Below are 16,569 nucleotides of genomic sequence, written 5' to 3'. Positions count from 1 at the left end.
AAAAAAACTATTATATAAACGATTAGTTTAATCGCCAAATCTCAAAATTAAGAACCGTTGCAAAAGCAATCCAACAGGCATATGGAATTAATAAATAAGCAGCTCGTTTATCTACAACTTTAAACCACTTAATCGTAAATAAAATAAGAGTAAATAAAATAAGGATTTCTATAAGTGCCCATCCAGGTTGTTGCATTCCAAAAAATAAAATACTCCACATCGCATTTAAAATAAGTTGAAACCCAAAATGATAGATAGCAGTTTGAACCCATTTGTGATAAAAACCTTTGTGCCAAACCAAGCCTACAGCAATTCCCATTAATATATAAAGGACTGACCATACAGGAGCAAAAATCCAATTAGGAGGGTTAAAACTTGGTTTGTTAATAGTTACATACCAATCTCCTATACTAGATTGTGTAGCAATAGACCCAATGCCTCCTATGCTAAGGCAAAGAATGATTGAGATTGTAATTTTTATAAGGAGGCGCTTTTTCATACAACCAATTTATGAAAAAAGTCCTAAAAGCTTCCATAGTAATAATAGATAGACAAAAGTTATCTTTGCCAAAATTTGTATGGATAAAATGGATGATTTTTTTATTTTAAAATCTAGCGTTGTGAGTCACGATACGCTTTCTTCTGGTTCTGTGAGTTGGCAATCCCCTAGTAATATTGCGCTGGTTAAGTATTGGGGAAAACACGGAGAACAATTACCGCAAAACGCAAGTATAAGTTTTACGTTGAATAATTGTCATACCAAGACGACGTTACATTATGCGAAAAAAGAATCAAAAGGCTTTGATTTTGAAGTGTACTTGGATGGTAAAAGAGAAGAAGGATTTGAACCGAAGATTGTAAGTTTTTTTAAAAGAGTCGAAAAATACATACCGTTTATACACGAGTATTCTTTTAAGATAGAAACTTCAAATTCTTTTCCACATAGTTCTGGAATTGCATCCTCTGCTTCCGGTATGAGTGCATTGTCGTTGTGTCTTATGGATATGGAAAGACTTCTTAATCCACACTTAATTGATGCTCACTTTTTCTTTAAAAAAGCATCTTTCTTATCTCGTTTAGGATCTGGAAGTGCTTGTAGAAGTATAGAAGGGCCGCTTATCGTTTGGGGAGGGCATAAAGAAATTGAGCATAGTAGTGATCTTTTTGGGACACAATATCCTTATGAAATACACGCTAACTTTCTAGAGTATCAAGATACAATTTTACTCGTAGATAAAGGAGAGAAACAAGTAAGTAGTACTGTAGGACACGGACTCATGCATGGACATGCTTTTGCAGATGCTAGATTCTCACAAGCCTATGATAATCTATCGCAAATGAAAACCATTTTTAAATCAGGTGACCTAGATGCATTTATAGCACTTGTAGAGAGTGAAGCTCTTACATTACATGCGATGATGATGACAAGTCATCCTTATTTTATATTAATGAAACCTAAGACGCTAGAAATCATAAATCATATATGGGCATATAGAGAAGAAACAGGTTCTAAGGTATGCTTTACGCTAGATGCAGGAGCAAATGTGCATGTGTTATACCCCAAAAATGAGAAGGAAGAAATACAACTTTTTATAGAAAAAGAATTATCAAAATATTGTCAGAATGGACAGTATATTAATGATTGCGTGGGAAATGGAGCAAAAAAATTGTAACTTTGTATATACTCAGTTAACCTACATCTATGAAAGGCCCCTTATTTTATTCTAAAATTCTTCTTTTTGGAGAATACGGAATCATTAAAGATTCAAAAGGACTCTCTATCCCTTACAATTTTTACAATGGCGCACTTAAGTGTGATGATAATATTTCTTCGGAAGCATTAGATTCTAATGTAAAGTTGAGAGAATTTGCTATGTACTTATCAGAACTTTCAAAGTCAGAAGAGGGCTTAGTTTCTTTTAATAATGATCGACTTTCTAAAGATTTAGAAAAAGGAATGTATTTTGATTCAAGTATTCCTCAAGGATATGGAGTTGGAAGTAGTGGTGCCTTAGTTGCTGCTATATATGATAAGTATGCGACTGATAAAATTACAGTACTAGAAAACCTAACAAGAGAGAAGCTTTTAAAACTGAAAGTTATTTTTGGTGCGATGGAGTCTTTTTTTCATGGAAAATCATCAGGACTAGATCCTTTAAATAGTTATTTAAGTTTACCTATTCTTATTAATAGTAAGGATAATATAGAACCTGCTGGGATTCCTTCTCAAGAACAAAAAGGAAGTGGTGCTGTATTTCTTTTGGATAGTGGTATTGTAGGAGAGACTGCTCCTATGGTTAACATATTTATGGAAAACATGAAGCAAGAAGGTTTTCGAAATATGCTTAAAGATCAGTTTGTAAAACATACTGATGCTTGTGTAGATGATTTCTTAAAAGGAGATGTGAAGTCGTTATTTGGTAATGTAAAACAACTCTCAAAAGTAGTTCTTAGTAACTTTAAACCTATGATTCCTAAAGCTTTTCATACGCTTTGGAAACAAGGTATAGAGAGTAATGATTATTACCTTAAACTTTGTGGCTCTGGTGGCGGTGGTTATATCTTAGGATTTACTCAAGATATAAACAAGGCACGTAAAGCGCTAAATGGTTATAAACTAGAAGTTGTTTATAATTTTTAATCACCTCTTTTTATAAGGTATTTGTATATGCTTTCGCGAAAAAACAAACGAAGACTTCTTAAGATGTTTAGTTTGTTCTCCGTAGTGAGAGGATATAACATCTTGGTTATTGTACTTGCACAATATCTAGCTTCTATTTTTATTTTATCATCAGGAAAGACATTAGGTGAGATTGTATTTGATCTAAATCTTTTTATGCTTGTACTAGCTTCTGCAGCAACTATCGCAGCAGGATATATCATTAATAATTTTTACGATTCAGAGAAAGACCTTATCAATAGGCCTCGTAAAACAATGCTAGATCGTCTTGTAAGTCAAAACACAAAACTTTCGTTCTACTTTGTGCTGAACTTCTTAGCAGCTATTGCAGCCAGTTATGTGTCATTTAGAGCCGTTATATTTTTTGCGATCTATATATTTGGTATTTGGTTCTATTCTCATAAACTTAAAAAAAGACCTTTTATAGGTAATCTAGTTGCTGCAATACTAGCGATTACTCCTTTTTTTGCAGTCTTTGTGTATCATAAGAATTTTGATACCGTCATTTTTATACATGCTAGTTTTTTGTTTCTAATAATTACAATGCGAGAGCTTGTAAAAGATTTAGAAAATATAAAAGGAGATCTTACTCAAAACTATAAAACAATCCCTATCGTGTATGGAACAAATACTTCAAAATGGTTATTAACCATACTTGCGGGACTTACAATTATCCCCGCTTATTACTTAGTAAACGATTTTGCGATGGGGTATATGTATTTTTATTTTTATGCAAGTGTAATTTTACTGTTACTTTTCCTACTAGTCTTATGGCGCTCTAAGGAAAAACTACATTACCTTGTACTCCATACGATTTTAAAATTTATAATTGTAGCAGGTGTATTTTGTATTTTACTACTTGATATACGTGTTTTTTTAGACCATATATAATACCCATTCTATGACTGCAATACCAGAGAATCATCTTAAAGTAGCCTTAGCACAAATTGCTCCTGTTTGGCTTAATAAAGAAGGAACCTTAGATAAAATAAAACAATCTATTACAGAAGCAGCTCAAGAGGGAGCAGAGCTTATCGTTTTTGGAGAAGGAGTATTACCAGGGTATCCGTATTGGTTGGCTCTTACAGGTGGTGCAGAATGGAATAAAACTGTTGTAAAAGAACTTCATGCACATTATGCTCGTAATTGTGTCGATATAGATGCTGGGGATTTAGAGGAAGTATGTGCGCTTTCGCGAAAGCATAATATAGCCATTTACCTAGGAATTATAGAACGTCCTCAAGATAGAGGTGGTCATAGTTTATATGCTTCTCTTGTCTATATTAACCAACAAGGAGAAATACAATCAGTACATCGTAAATTACAGCCTACCTATGATGAGCGATTAACGTGGGCTCCAGGTGATGGTCATGGATTACAGGTACACCCTCTAAAACAATTTACAGTAGGGGGATTAAATTGTTGGGAAAATTGGATGCCATTACCACGTGCAGCACTGTATGGACAAGGAGAAAATTTACATATTGCAGTATGGCCAGGAAGTGATTATAATACAAAAGATATTACTCGATTTATAGCTAGAGAATCACGTTCTTTTGTCATTTCTGTATCGAGTCGTATGAAAATATCAGATTTTCCAAGTGATACTCCCCATCTTGAAGAGTTGTTAAAAGAAGCTCCAGAGTTGTTGTCAAATGGAGGATCTTGCATCGCTGGACCAGACGGAGAATTTATTGTTCATCCAGATATTACTACAGAAGGAAATATATACCATACACTTGATTTTAACCGTGTGTATGAAGAACGACAAAATTTTGATGCAGTAGGGCATTATTCACGCCCAGATGTTACGCAACTTCAAGTAAATAGAGAACGTCAAAGTACGATCAAATTGTCATAACAAATGGGAGTGATTATAGCTTATAATTACTCTTGCTTTTTTGCTTCCGCATCAGTAATGAGTAAAGGATAAAGGTTTTTTACTTCCTTAAGCTGTGTTTTTGTTTTTTCTAGATTGCCTTTAAAATGGCCTTCTTGTATCTCTTTTTTGACCATTGTATAATCATATTTAAATAATCGTTGAGATTCTCGATTACGTAATTTATTGTAAGCTTTAGCTAGTTCGTTCTGTAATGCGATGTAATCTTTATAAGCAGATTTTCGATGAGCAGAAATAGCAATGACTGCTTCTTGAGGGGTATCTGATGAGGTAGGACTGCGTTTTCCTTTGCAGTATGTGCAATATGGGTTTTTACCATCATTTATAGCGCCTCCATTATCTATAAAATCTGTTGCTATTTTTGATATTTCTCCAATAGGTGTGATTTTTTCATTCACAAAAAAATCTCCCTCTATATTAATATGAATGATGAGAATGTTCCTTTCATTTACAGGTATGGGGACTGTATCGGTTATAGGTAAATATCGTACAATGCCTTTGTCCTTGTCAATAGTGGTAGTTACTAAGAAAAAAATAAGCAATAAAAAGGCAATATCTGCCATAGATCCTGCATTAACCTCGGGTGCTGTTCGTTTTGACATACTGATGGTTTTTAAAATTAATTATTAGAATAAAACGCTCCATTTGGTTGGTATCTGTTTTATATCAAATAGTATGGTGTGGCAGTTTGTCTATTATGAAAGTCTTTCGTGTACTTATTTGTACTGATGTGTTTTTGTACGTATGATGTGTGTGTTTTTAATTTGTATCAATAGATATGCCATAGAATTGCATCAAGAGTATTTCTTGACTTGTATTTCGTAGTTTAAGCCTACCTTTGCACTCAAATAGAAAAGATCATGAATAAAGGCACGCCTAGAAACGGAAAAGGAAAACCTAAGGGGAGATTAGAGGGAAATAAAAAGGATGCTCGATCTAATGCAAAAAATAAAGCAGAAAGAGATCAAAAAGCAAAACCAAACCCTCCAAGAAAGGATGATGGTACGATACGTTTAAATAAGTATGTAGCAAACGCAGGAATATGTTCTCGCCGTGAAGCAGATATGTACATTTCTGTTGGGAATGTTACTGTAAATGGGAAGGTGATAAATGAGATGGGGTATAAAGTAAAACTAGGAGATGATGTGCGTTTTGATGGGCGCCGTATCAATCCAGAGCCTAAAGCATATGTGTTGCTTAATAAACCTAAAGGATTTGCAACAACAACAAGTAATGAAAAAGGCAATACGGTAATGGATCTTATTGCAAAGTCTACAAATGCACGTATCAAACCTATAGGTAGATTAGGTCGTAATGCAACTGGCTTGCTACTTTTTACTAATGATGATGAGGTGCAAAAACGATTTACAAATTCTAAAACTGGTGTTGCAAAATTATATCATGTTGAGCTTTCTAAGAATTTAAAATCTGCAGATATAGAACGCATTAATGAAGGGCTTACTGTAGAAGGTAAAAAAATAAGCGTAGAAGAAGTAAGTTTTGTCGAGGGTGCTTCTAAAAAAGAAGTAGGTCTTAAGATAAAACATACAGGTAATAGTGTTATCCGAACAATTTTTGAACATTTAAATTATGAGGTTGTAAAGATAGATTGTGTGACTATAGCTGGTCTTACTAAAAAAGATCTACCCCGTGGTAATTGGCGTCATCTAACTAAACAAGAAGTCATTAATTTAAAAATGGTGTAGTTTTTTAGAAAAAAGTATCTTGCGACTATCTAACCCTGTTTTATGTCGTATAGACTTACTATTGTAATTCCTGTATATAATGAAGAAGATAACCTTCAGCGTGTAGAGCAAGAATTTCTAAAGTTCTTCGAGATTTCGTCTATAAAAAGTAAAGTTCTTTTTGTAAATGATGGTTCTAAAGATAAAAGTCAAAAACTTATAGAAGCTATATGTTCTCGTAATACAAACTTTACATACATTTCTTTTACACACAATGCAGGATTAAGTGCAGCTATAAAAGCTGGCTTTGATTATACAAATACAGAGCTTGTAGGATATATAGATGCAGATCTCCAAACGACACCAGATGATTTTAATACATTGCTTAGTGAGATGGAAGATTACGATCTGGTTACTGGTGTAAGAGCAGACCGTAAAGATGGTTTTGTAAAAAACATGTCTTCCAAAATAGCAAATGGTATACGAAGAGCGTTTACTCATGATGGGATGGATGATACAGGTTGCCCTCTCAAAATCATCAAAACTTCATATGCAAAAAGGATTCCTATGTTTAGAGGGTTGCATCGTTTTTTACCAGCGATGATTTTACTTCAAAATGGGAAGATTAAACAAGTGCCTGTAAGACATTTTCCTCGTATTGCTGGCGAAGCAAAATTTGGAATCTGGAATCGATTACTAGGACCATTGATGGATTGTTTTGCATATCTATGGATGAGAAAAAAGTATATTAATTATACCGTGGAAAAAACAGACCATGGATAAATATTCTATCCTTGCAATTATAGCACAACTCCTTTTTGGAGCAAGAATGTATTCTCAATGGATTCTTTCGGAGAAGAAAAAAAAATCGGTGACGCCGCTTTTCTTTTGGTGGTTGAGTCTTTCAGGTTCATTTTTGCTATTTATTTATGGCTATTTACGTGTAGATTTTGCATTGATGTTAGGACAAGTGTTGACGTATTTTATTTATATACGGAATCTCCAAATTCAAGACCAATGGAAGAGAATCCCTAGATGGAGTCGGTTATTATTCTTTCTAATTCCTTTGACAATTCTTACCTATGGATTTAGTCATGACGATTATGGAATTGATACTCTATTAGACAATCCAGATATTGAACAATGGCTATTAATACTAGGTGTTATAGCTCAAATTGTTTTTACTTTGAGATTTGTGTATCAATGGATATATGCTGAAGAAAACAAAGAAGCTGTACTACCTTTAGGATTTTGGATTATTAGTCTTCTAGGTGGACTTATGACACTTACATATTTTGTTTTTAGGCAAGATGTTGTCTTAATTATATCTAATGTTATGGGTGCAATTATCTATACGCGTAATATTATGTTGTATAGAAAGAAAGTCTAATTAGTATGATACAAAAACAGCCCATACTGAGCATTATTCTTATAGTTGCTGTTTTGCTATTGCCATTTTTGGATATCCTTGAAGTTACTATTATGGAGGCTCGTAATTATATTACTGCTCGCGAAATGCTCACAGATGGTCATTGGATTCTCACGACAATGAATGGAGAGGCAAGATATCAAAAGCCTCCACTTCCTACTTGGCTAACAGCATTATCAGGGATGATTTTTGGAATCAAAAATATTTGGGCTTTACGATTGCCAGCTGTATTAATGATTATGCTGTTGGGAACGATGTTATATACGCTTTCGCGAAAGCTTACCCTTTCTAAACAACATAGCTTTCTCAATGGCCTGATAGGAATAACATCATTTTATGTGACCCTTATTATTTTTGAAGCACCTTGGGATATTTATGCACATGTCTTTATGCTTGTCGCTATTTATAGTATTATACAGGTGTTTATATCAGAAAGAATACGTTTTAAATATATACTTCTGACTATTGTCTTTATAGGTTGTTCTATATTAAGTAAAGGTCCTATATCGGTGTATGCATTATTAATACCATTTTTGATTTCTTATAGTGTTGTATATAGGAAAGAAATTCATAAGAAAAAATGGATCACTGTGCCTATAATTTTAATTCTTGGTTTAGCACTAGGCTTTAGTTGGTATTTTTATGTACGTTATGTAGATCCAGATATTTTTAATGCAATAACAGCTAAAGAAACTGGGAATTGGACAAGTTATAATGTGCGCCCTTTTTATTATTACTGGAGTTTTTTTACACAAAGTGGTATATGGACAATTCCAGCGTTTATAAGTCTATTATACCCTTATTTAAAAACACGAGTTTCTAACTTGAAAATGTACCAGTTCACACTTTTATGGACATTATTGATTGTTGTTTTACTTTCTATTATCCCAGAGAAAAAATCAAGGTATCTTATGCCTGTTTTGATTCCGCTAGCAATCAATGCGGGTTTTTACATAGAATACTTAATACGTCGTTTTAAAGAACTTAAAGATAAACGTGAGACAATCCCTGTATATTTTTCTTTTGGAGTAATAGGACTCGCATTTTTTAATATTCCTTTGGTCTTTGTGTACTTGGTTATTGCAGAAGAGAAACTTAATGTGCCAATAGTTACTTTTATCCTTTTAGGACTACTAAGTGTGGTAGGTGTCTTATTACTCAAAAAGTTATACCAAAAATCAATAAAACATGTCATTGTAACGCTCATTGTTGGGGTTGTTCTGATCATATATAGCCTAGGTGTTTTACGTAGTCATAATAAGATTGTAAATGTTGGGTATTCTGATTTTGATGATTTTGTGCAATATCACAATATAGAGAGTAGTAAGACAATATATGCATATCAAAATATTACACCAGAAATGATATGGTCAAGTGGAAGGAAAATAAAAGTGATTAATAGCTTACATGATCTTCCAGAGGGAACTGTTTTTTATGTGTTAGATTGCTATGGTTGTAGATTTAATATTACTACAGATAAGGATATTAATAATTTCTTATATGAAACACCTTATCCTATAGATTTGAATTACGAGTTTCCTACTTCTGGAAATTACAAGGATCGTAAAGTAGGATATGTGTATAAGTTGACTATACCAAAATAGGTTTTTTTCCCTTCCTGAAAACTTCCCAAAGGAACACACTTAATACAATCACATACTCTGTAGCAACCAACCATAAATTTTCTTTAAAACCTTCAGGGCCGTATGCTGAGTAACTTAATATAATTGTAAAACTCCATATAAGAGGGAAGCGATATTTTGTGAAGACACAAAGTAATAATGGTGTTGCTACATACCAAGGATGTACTGTTGTAGATAGTAAGAAGTAAAATGAGATGCCAAGTAATATGGCAGTGATAGCCGCTTTTAAAGTTTTGTTTTTCCTAAAGAATGCTAAGAGTAATAAGAACCCTACTACATAACGAGGTAGTAAAGGACCTACATCTGCTATGATGTTCCATCCTACAGTTTGAAAACCATACCAACGTATGATATAATAGATACTCGCATTAAATTCAAAATTTTGAAACCATAACGCAATGGAGGCTCCAAAGTTCTTTGCAAAATCACCTGTGAGAAATGGAGCAAATGTGAGTGCGACAGTTCCTAAAACAACAAGGTAATATAGGGTGGCGTTTTTCCATCCTTTAAAATTCAGGAATAGGTTTCTATCCGAAGTGTTATTTCGCGCAAGCAAAAATTGAAATAAAAGTGGTAAGAATAATAAAGGTAATAATTTTACAGAGACAGAAAATGCTAGTAATACAGCACTCCAAAACCATTTTCCTTTATAGAGTAAATAGAGAGACCAAATCACAAAGAATAACATCACAGATTCAAAATGAAGATTTCCTGTCATTTCTATAATGATAAATGGGTTAAGCGCATACCAAAAAATAGCATGGATAGGCAGTCCCATTTTCTGTAGGAGTTTTTTTCCTAAGATAATGATTCCCATATCTGCAATAAGGATAATAATTCTAAAAACAATAGCAGACCCTATAATACTATTACCGGAAAACAATCCCGCTATTGCAAAGCATAATTGGTTAACAGGAGGGTAGTTTGTATAATGACTTCCATTGAGGTCTCCCATTCCAGTATATAGCTGATTTGCTTGGGCAACTACGTCCATAGTTCCAGCTTCTACATAACTTAAGGGAGTCGTTAAGTATGGATTAAATCCTTCTAAGAGCATTCTGCCATCCCAAATAAAGCGATAAAAATCTTGAGAAAGATTAGGTATTACTGGTAGGAAGATGAGCCTTAAGATAAAAGCAATAAAGGCTAGTAACCAAAAATCTGTTTTCCCTAATTGAATTATTTTATAAAAAAGAAAAAATAAGGCTGCATACAGGGAAAGTAATTTTATAAAATCATTGCGTACAAGGTCATATGCAAATACCCAGTAAAATACTAGCGATAGTAAGGCAAGAAGTAATGGAAGTTTGTGATATTTCCAGATTTGAGGGATCACGCTTTTGACGTTAATGATTTAAAAAACACAAATCCAAATCCTATAAATAACATAAAATGGAAAGGGAAAAGTCCAAAATCACCACCTTGATCTCCTACAATAAAAGCGCTGTACATTCCAAATGCAAAATATAACATAAGGATTCCTTCTATAATAACATTAAAAGAAATGTTCTTTTTAATGTATTTATTATCCTTCCAGCTATCTTTTAAGTTATTGATATTAAACTTTGGAGTACGTATAAAATCACTTCGTTTTCCAAGATGACCTTCCATAACTGCAATAGAATTATGAAGAGAAAAACCCATCGCAATACTAAAGAATGTAAAGAACATTCCTATGTATCGTATAAACTGTTTAAAACCTCCTCCATAGATGCTCTTAAACATATACCAATAGCATATAAAAAAGATAATGGTGCTTGTTACAAAAAAGCTCATCACCACAAAATACGTTTTGAGATGTCCGTATTCATTTTTAATATATAACATAGGAATACTAAGTAATCCTACAATAAGAACATTTAAGAACATGGTACTATTAAGTAGATGTAATATTCCGTGAAATTTAGTCTTTGTAGACATGTTCTTGCTTTTGACTACTTTACTAGCCATTTTCTGAAAATTCTCAGCACCACCTTTGTTCCATCTAAATTGTTGAGAGCGTGCAGCACTTATTACTACAGGTAATTCTGCAGGAGTCTCTACATCTTCAAGATATTTGAATTTCCAATTCTTAAGTTGAGCTCTATAGCTTAAGTCAAGGTCTTCGGTTAGGGTGTCACCTTCCCAGTTTCCTGCATCAAGAATGCATTGCTTACGCCATAGACCAGCAGTGCCATTAAAGTTAATAAAATGACCTCTACTGTTTCTTCCTACTTGTTCTAAGGTAAAATGAGCGTCAAGGGCAAAGGCTTGTACCTTTGTTAATAATGAATAATCCCTATTGATATGTCCCCATCGTGTTTGAACAACACCAATATTACGATCTATAAAATATGGAACAGTACGTTTGAGCCAGTTAGATTCTGGAAGGAAATCTGCATCAAAAATAGCAATAAACTCTCCTTTGGCATCTACAAGCCCTTCTTTAAGAGCGCCAGCTTTAAAGCCAGAACGGTCCTTGCGAGTTATATGTTTAATGTCAAGACCTGTTTTTTGTAAACGTTCAATATGCTCTTTTGTAGATTGTAAAGACTCATCAGTACTATCATCGAGTACTTGAATTTCTAACTTGTCGCTAGGATACTCTAACAATGCAATATTATCTAATAAGCGCTCCATAACATACAATTCATTGTATACTGGGAGTTGTATGGTTACATACGGTATTTGATTAGGATCTGATAAGTCAAACTTGGGGACATTGTCCTTTTTGCGTTGTGCACGCAAATAGTTAAATAGCAAATTAAGTTGCGATAAGCTATATGCAAATATGATAAGCAAAGCAATGGTGTAGATCGTAATGATTATGAATTCTAATAGCATTATTTAAAACTATATTTAAATATCCAACTTAAGATTTTTATGCCAGCAAAGATAGCACCTTTTACTGTTCCTGAGACTTTAGAAACACCAATGCGGTTACGATACTTTACAGGTACTTCTATGTATTTCATTTTTTTCTTTAAAACCTTGAGTTGCATTTCTACAGTCCAACCATAGGTTTTATCTTCCATCTGTAATGCGAGTAAACTCGTATACTTCATTGCTCTAAATGGACCTAGATCTGTAAATCGAGCTTTAAAAAACAAGCGCATTAATGTTGTAGCAAGCCAATTTCCAAATATTTGTGGAAGTGTCATAGATCCGCTTTCGCGAAAACGTTTATCCCTAGCTCCAATAACCATATCATAATCCTCCTCAATAATAGGCGTTATAATTTGAGTTAATTGTTCAGGATAATCACTATAATCTCCATCTAAAAAAACAATAATATCTGTTGTGTCTGATGAGTTTGCTACATATTCTAAGCCCTTTAGACATGCATTACCATATCCTGGTGTATTCTCTCTTAATACCGTGGCTCCTGCTATTTTTGCAACTTCATCTGTTTGATCTGTAGATGCATTACTCACAACAATAACTTCATGTACTATTTTGGGAATATCTTGTATAACGAGACCTATAGAATCTTGCTCATTATAAGCTGGAATAATAACTTTTATGATGGGATTCATAATTAGGTAGGGAATCTAGTATAGCTTTACATCTGGATTGTCACGTCTAAAACTACGAATGTCCGACCATGCTCCTGTAAACATGTTTTGGTTGTATTTTTCGACTTTAATAAGTTTATTCTTTTGATATACTAAGCTAAATCCGTTTTTCTTGTTGTTTTGGTATTGTGTTTTACGTTTTTCTTGGGTTGCAAGATCGTAAAAAATCCACCAATTTTCGGCTATTCCTTGTCTATAATGTCCTTCGCGTTCTAAAGAACCATTTTTCTTGTAATAATACCAGTAATTTGTTTTTTGATTTCCTTTATAATGACCTTTAGAGGCTAATTCTCCATTCTCATGGTAATAATACCAATAACTCGTTTTTTCACTATCCATAATCCATCCCTCAGCTTTAAGATTGCCATTAGCGTAGTATTCTTTATTGTACATACGTACAGCATCTCCATCAGAAGAAGGTGCAAACCATAAAATTAAAACGAGTAATTGAGATAACATGATTATGTTGTTAGACTGGCTTAGACGTAAACATCTAAATAGACTAACAGAAATATGATTTTTTTTGCCAAATCATTGTATTAATAGAGGAAAGGAATACTCTTCTAAATAACTTAAAATCGCTTGGGATGCTTATTTTTACAAAAAGGAATACCTCTATGAATTTAAGTTACTGGGAGCATACGTCATGGTTATCTACTATCGATTATACAATTGTGGGTAGCGGTATTGTGGGATTAAACTGTGCATTGCGTTTGCGAGAGTTATATCCAAAAGCAAAAATTCTTGTTTTAGAAAAAGGAATGTTGCCTCAAGGAGCAAGTACAAAAAATGCAGGATTTGCTTGTTTTGGAAGTCTTTCAGAAATTCTAGATGACCTCAAATCTCATGAGGAAAAAGAGGTTGTTTCTCTAGTAAAGCAACGTATTTCAGGATTGAAGTTGTTAAGAAACATCGTAGGCGATACAGCATTAGATTATAAAGAATGGGGAGGATATGAGCTTTTTACAGATCAAGATGAAGCATTGTATCAAGACTGTTTGCAACATATAGAAAGGATAAATACATTATTATATCCTGTATTTAATGCGCCAGTATATAGTATCAAGGATAATTCTTTTGGATTTAATCATATCCAGGATAAGTACATTTATAATGCATTTGAAGGGCAAATAGATACTGGAAAAATGATGGAAAGTTTATTGAAGCTTGCCATTAGTAAAGAAATCAAAATATTAAATAATGTTGTCGTTTCTGGTTATGAAGAAAAAGATGATTATGTTCAAATTACAACAAATACTTTTCAACTAGATTCTAAGAAATTATTAATAGCAACAAATGGATTTGCGTCTCAGTTAGGTTTTAAAGAAGTACAACCAGCTAGAGCTCAAGTGTTAATTACAAAGCCTATACCTAACCTAGAAATTAAAGGAACTTTTCATCTAGATAAAGGATATTATTATTTTAGAAATATTAATAATCGTGTTCTTTTTGGAGGAGGGCGTAATTTGGATTTTGCAACGGAGGAAACGACAGAGTTAGGCCAGACGGAATTAGTACAACAAGAATTAGAACGTTTATTGAGAGAAGTGATTTTACCTGATACTCCTTTTAAAATAGATCGAAGGTGGAGTGGTATTATGGGAGTAGGCAAACAAAAGAAACCTATCGTGCAATCTATTTCAGCACATGTATGTATTGGTGTTCGATTAGGAGGAATGGGAGTAGCTATAGGAAGTCAGATAGGAAGAGATTTAGCCAGTCTGGTAAGTGATTGATGATTATTTCTATACTGTCCATTAATATGGTTTTGAATCAAGTAGAAAGGAACTTCATTGATCTGATAGGTAAATGATAACTCTTTCCTTTATTCCTTATAACATTAGATAAAGAATGAAAGAACAAGAATTAAAAGAAAATCTATTTAAGTATTGTAAATCACAACTTGGTGTACGTCGTACTGCAGTAGATAAGATATTGAGTAATGTCGCCTTGTCTCTTAAAGAGGAAACAAAAAGTTCAGCAGGAGATAAGCATGAGACAGGTAGGGCCATGCTTCAATTAGAACGAGAAAATGCAGGAAAACAACTTGCGGAGATAGAAAAATTAGAAGTGATTCTTCATCGTATTTCTACAGAGATTTCTTCGGGACCTGTACATTTAGGAAGTATTGTAAAAACAAGTCAAGCAAACTATTTTATAGGGGTACCCGTTGGAGAGATTAAAATCCAAGATGAAGTTTATTATGCTATTGGAGTAAGGTCACCTATAGGACAATTACTATTGGGAAAGAATGAAGGGGATGAAGTACGCTTTCGCGAAAGCGTAATTAAGATTCATACTATTTATTAAATATAATAGGATATTTTCAAAACACTCCTTTTTGAGAATATCCTATTTTTATAAACTATTACTTCACTATTTTTTGATCACTTTTATCGTTTGGACTTGTTGATTGAGTCCATGAATTTTTGCAAAATAAACTCCAGAAGAAAAAGATGTAATGTCAATATTTTTAGAATTTTCTTGTGAAGAGATCAGTTCTCCAAGAATAGAATACAGGTCGACTTTTACAATTTCTGAAACACTTGACTGTATCGTAAATTGATCTTGTGAAGGATTTGGAAAAATAGAAAACAAAACTTCTTTTTCCTGTGTTGTAGAGAGAGAGCCAGCATTAAGAACACTTACCCCTTCTAGAGTTCCAAACCATATATTGCCTTCTTCGTCAGGTTCTATGCCTCTTACTAAGTTGCTTAGAAGACCGTCACTTTCATTTAATACTAACCAGTTTGTGCCGTCAAATCTTGTGACACCTTCACTTCCTGCAAACCATAAATTATCATCGTTGTCTTGAGCAATCTCTCTTATGTTATTTGCTGCAAGTCCATCTGCAGTCGTAAATATGGTAAAAGAAGTGCCATCAAAATGTGTTAAGCCCGTATTGCTAAAACCAGAACTAAACCATAGATCTCCATCTCTGTCTTCAAAAACTCTAGATAGTTCATTAGAAGCGAGTCCATCTGCAACGGTATAATTTGTAAACGATGTACCGTCAAATTTTGAAACGCCTCCATCAAATGTCGTAAACCACATATTTCCGTTTTTATCTTGTATCACAGATGTGATATTATTACTAGGCAGACCATCATCTACTGTATAATTTATAAATGTATTCCTGTCAAACCTCGTTGCACCTCCATTTGTTGCATACCATAAATTATTGTCACTGTCTTCTATGATATCCCCTATGCTTTCTCCGCCAAAACCACTTTCTGTGGGATAGTAGGCCCAAGAAAACCCATCAAACCTACTTGCTCCATTTGCTTGTCCTATGGCAACACTTCCAAACCAATAAGACCCAAAACTGTCTTGCAATGAGCAAATCATACTATTACTATGTACACCTTCTTCTGTTCCAAAAAGCTCCCAAGTTGTTCCATCAAATTTTGCAATTCCTGGTGTTGAAGGATCAATCCATCCCACACACCATATATCACCATTAGTGTCCTCTATAATTTCATTTACCAATCCTGGAAAGAGCCCATCTGCTTCTCTATAGTTTGTAAATGTTTGACCCACTGTTGTAAGTGTGATCATTACCATAATTAAAAATAATTGTTTTTTCATATCTGTTTTTGTTTAAAATTGATACTCTAATTTCAAATAAAATAAAATATGCAAGGTGTTATATTATAAACGTTTACGAGAGTCGTTTTT

17 protein-coding genes are annotated in these 16,569 nt (G+C 33.6%); 10 read left to right on the top strand and 7 right to left on the bottom strand.

The window, feature by feature from the left end; translation table 11 throughout:
* Positions 1 to 22: 22 nt before the first annotated feature.
* Positions 23 to 499 carry a TspO/MBR family protein gene (locus tag ABJD27_RS13030; protein WP_348165449.1) on the bottom strand — a complete coding sequence of 159 codons (477 nt, stop codon included), beginning with the start codon at positions 497 to 499 and terminating at the stop codon, positions 23 to 25.
* 79 nt (positions 500 to 578) lie between these two features.
* On the opposite strand from ABJD27_RS13030, the gene ABJD27_RS13025 reads away from it, so the two are divergent.
* The 4 genes from ABJD27_RS13025 to ABJD27_RS13010 are packed head-to-tail and all read left to right on the top strand — an operon-like array spanning position 579 to position 4,541.
* Complete coding sequence (locus tag ABJD27_RS13025) at positions 579 to 1,673, top strand: diphosphomevalonate decarboxylase (RefSeq protein WP_348165446.1); 1,095 nt, start codon at positions 579 to 581, stop codon at positions 1,671 to 1,673.
* 29 nt (positions 1,674 to 1,702) lie between these two features.
* Entirely contained in the window at positions 1,703 to 2,641 is a 939-nt protein-coding gene (locus tag ABJD27_RS13020) for a mevalonate kinase (RefSeq protein ID WP_348165443.1), read from the top strand.
* A 27-nt stretch (positions 2,642 to 2,668) separates the two neighbouring features.
* Positions 2,669 to 3,571, top strand: a complete 903-nt coding sequence (locus ABJD27_RS13015; RefSeq protein WP_348165440.1) for a geranylgeranylglycerol-phosphate geranylgeranyltransferase — start codon at positions 2,669 to 2,671, stop codon at positions 3,569 to 3,571.
* Between the two features lie 10 nt (positions 3,572 to 3,581).
* Positions 3,582 to 4,541: a carbon-nitrogen hydrolase family protein gene (locus ABJD27_RS13010; protein ID WP_348165437.1), complete on the top strand. Its 960-nt coding sequence runs from the start codon at positions 3,582 to 3,584 to the stop codon at positions 4,539 to 4,541.
* A 26-nt stretch (positions 4,542 to 4,567) separates the two neighbouring features.
* Here the strand turns inward: ABJD27_RS13010 and ABJD27_RS13005 are convergent, their stop codons facing one another.
* Positions 4,568 to 5,182 carry a biopolymer transporter ExbD gene (locus tag ABJD27_RS13005; RefSeq protein ID WP_348165435.1) on the bottom strand — a complete coding sequence of 205 codons (615 nt, stop codon included), beginning with the start codon at positions 5,180 to 5,182 and terminating at the stop codon, positions 4,568 to 4,570.
* A gap of 258 nt (positions 5,183 to 5,440) precedes the next feature.
* On the opposite strand from ABJD27_RS13005, the gene ABJD27_RS13000 reads away from it, so the two are divergent.
* From ABJD27_RS13000 to ABJD27_RS12985, 4 genes are read left to right on the top strand one after another with little or no spacing between them, the layout of a single operon-like run.
* On the top strand, positions 5,441 to 6,286 hold the full coding sequence (locus ABJD27_RS13000) for a pseudouridine synthase (RefSeq protein WP_348165432.1): 846 nt from the start codon (positions 5,441 to 5,443) through the stop codon (positions 6,284 to 6,286).
* A 42-nt stretch (positions 6,287 to 6,328) separates the two neighbouring features.
* Positions 6,329 to 7,048, top strand: coding sequence for a glycosyltransferase family 2 protein (locus ABJD27_RS12995; protein WP_348165429.1), 720 nt, complete (start codon positions 6,329 to 6,331; stop codon positions 7,046 to 7,048).
* Positions 7,041 to 7,655 (top strand): lipid-A-disaccharide synthase N-terminal domain-containing protein, encoded by a 615-nt coding sequence (locus ABJD27_RS12990; RefSeq protein WP_348165426.1) that lies wholly within the window; start codon positions 7,041 to 7,043, stop codon positions 7,653 to 7,655. The genes ABJD27_RS12995 and ABJD27_RS12990 overlap by 8 nt, the downstream gene beginning before the upstream one ends.
* 5 nt (positions 7,656 to 7,660) lie before the next feature.
* The gene (locus tag ABJD27_RS12985; RefSeq protein WP_348165423.1) at positions 7,661 to 9,298 is read left to right on the top strand and encodes a phospholipid carrier-dependent glycosyltransferase; all 1,638 of its coding nucleotides are present in this window, start codon (positions 7,661 to 7,663) and stop codon (positions 9,296 to 9,298) included.
* Here ABJD27_RS12985 and ABJD27_RS12980 read toward each other — a convergent pair.
* Genes ABJD27_RS12980 through ABJD27_RS12965 form a run of 4 tightly spaced genes read right to left on the bottom strand, consistent with a single transcriptional unit; the run spans position 9,285 to position 13,350 of the window.
* Positions 9,285 to 10,673, bottom strand: a complete 1,389-nt coding sequence (locus ABJD27_RS12980; protein ID WP_348165420.1) for a glycosyltransferase 87 family protein — start codon at positions 10,671 to 10,673, stop codon at positions 9,285 to 9,287. The genes ABJD27_RS12985 and ABJD27_RS12980 overlap by 14 nt on opposite strands.
* Positions 10,670 to 12,160 (bottom strand): cellulose synthase family protein, encoded by a 1,491-nt coding sequence (locus ABJD27_RS12975; RefSeq protein ID WP_348165417.1) that lies wholly within the window; start codon positions 12,158 to 12,160, stop codon positions 10,670 to 10,672. Before ABJD27_RS12975 ends, ABJD27_RS12980 begins: the two co-directional genes overlap by 4 nt.
* A complete protein-coding gene (locus tag ABJD27_RS12970) occupies positions 12,160 to 12,852 on the bottom strand; it encodes a glycosyltransferase family 2 protein (protein WP_348165414.1) in 693 nt (230 codons plus the stop codon). Before ABJD27_RS12970 ends, ABJD27_RS12975 begins: the two co-directional genes overlap by 1 nt.
* Before the next feature lie 15 nt (positions 12,853 to 12,867).
* Complete coding sequence (locus ABJD27_RS12965; protein ID WP_348165412.1) at positions 12,868 to 13,350, bottom strand: hypothetical protein; 483 nt, start codon at positions 13,348 to 13,350, stop codon at positions 12,868 to 12,870.
* A gap of 158 nt (positions 13,351 to 13,508) precedes the next feature.
* Between ABJD27_RS12965 and ABJD27_RS12960 the strand changes: the two genes are divergently transcribed.
* Positions 13,509 to 14,627 (top strand): FAD-dependent oxidoreductase, encoded by a 1,119-nt coding sequence (locus ABJD27_RS12960; RefSeq protein WP_348165409.1) that lies wholly within the window; start codon positions 13,509 to 13,511, stop codon positions 14,625 to 14,627.
* A 115-nt stretch (positions 14,628 to 14,742) separates the two neighbouring features.
* Positions 14,743 to 15,201: a 3-oxoacyl-ACP synthase gene (locus tag ABJD27_RS12955; RefSeq protein ID WP_348165406.1), complete on the top strand. Its 459-nt coding sequence runs from the start codon at positions 14,743 to 14,745 to the stop codon at positions 15,199 to 15,201.
* A gap of 66 nt (positions 15,202 to 15,267) precedes the next feature.
* Here the strand turns inward: ABJD27_RS12955 and ABJD27_RS12950 are convergent, their stop codons facing one another.
* The gene (locus ABJD27_RS12950) at positions 15,268 to 16,479 is read right to left on the bottom strand and encodes a two-component regulator propeller domain-containing protein (RefSeq protein WP_348165403.1); all 1,212 of its coding nucleotides are present in this window, start codon (positions 16,477 to 16,479) and stop codon (positions 15,268 to 15,270) included.
* Between the last annotated feature and the right edge of the window lie 90 nt (positions 16,480 to 16,569).

This window comes from Dokdonia sp., assembly GCF_039945015.1.
Lineage (GTDB): Bacteria > Bacteroidota > Bacteroidia > Flavobacteriales > Flavobacteriaceae > Dokdonia.
The sequence above is the reverse complement of the archived record's forward strand: the minus strand, read 5'-3'. Positions and strand labels throughout refer to the sequence as shown.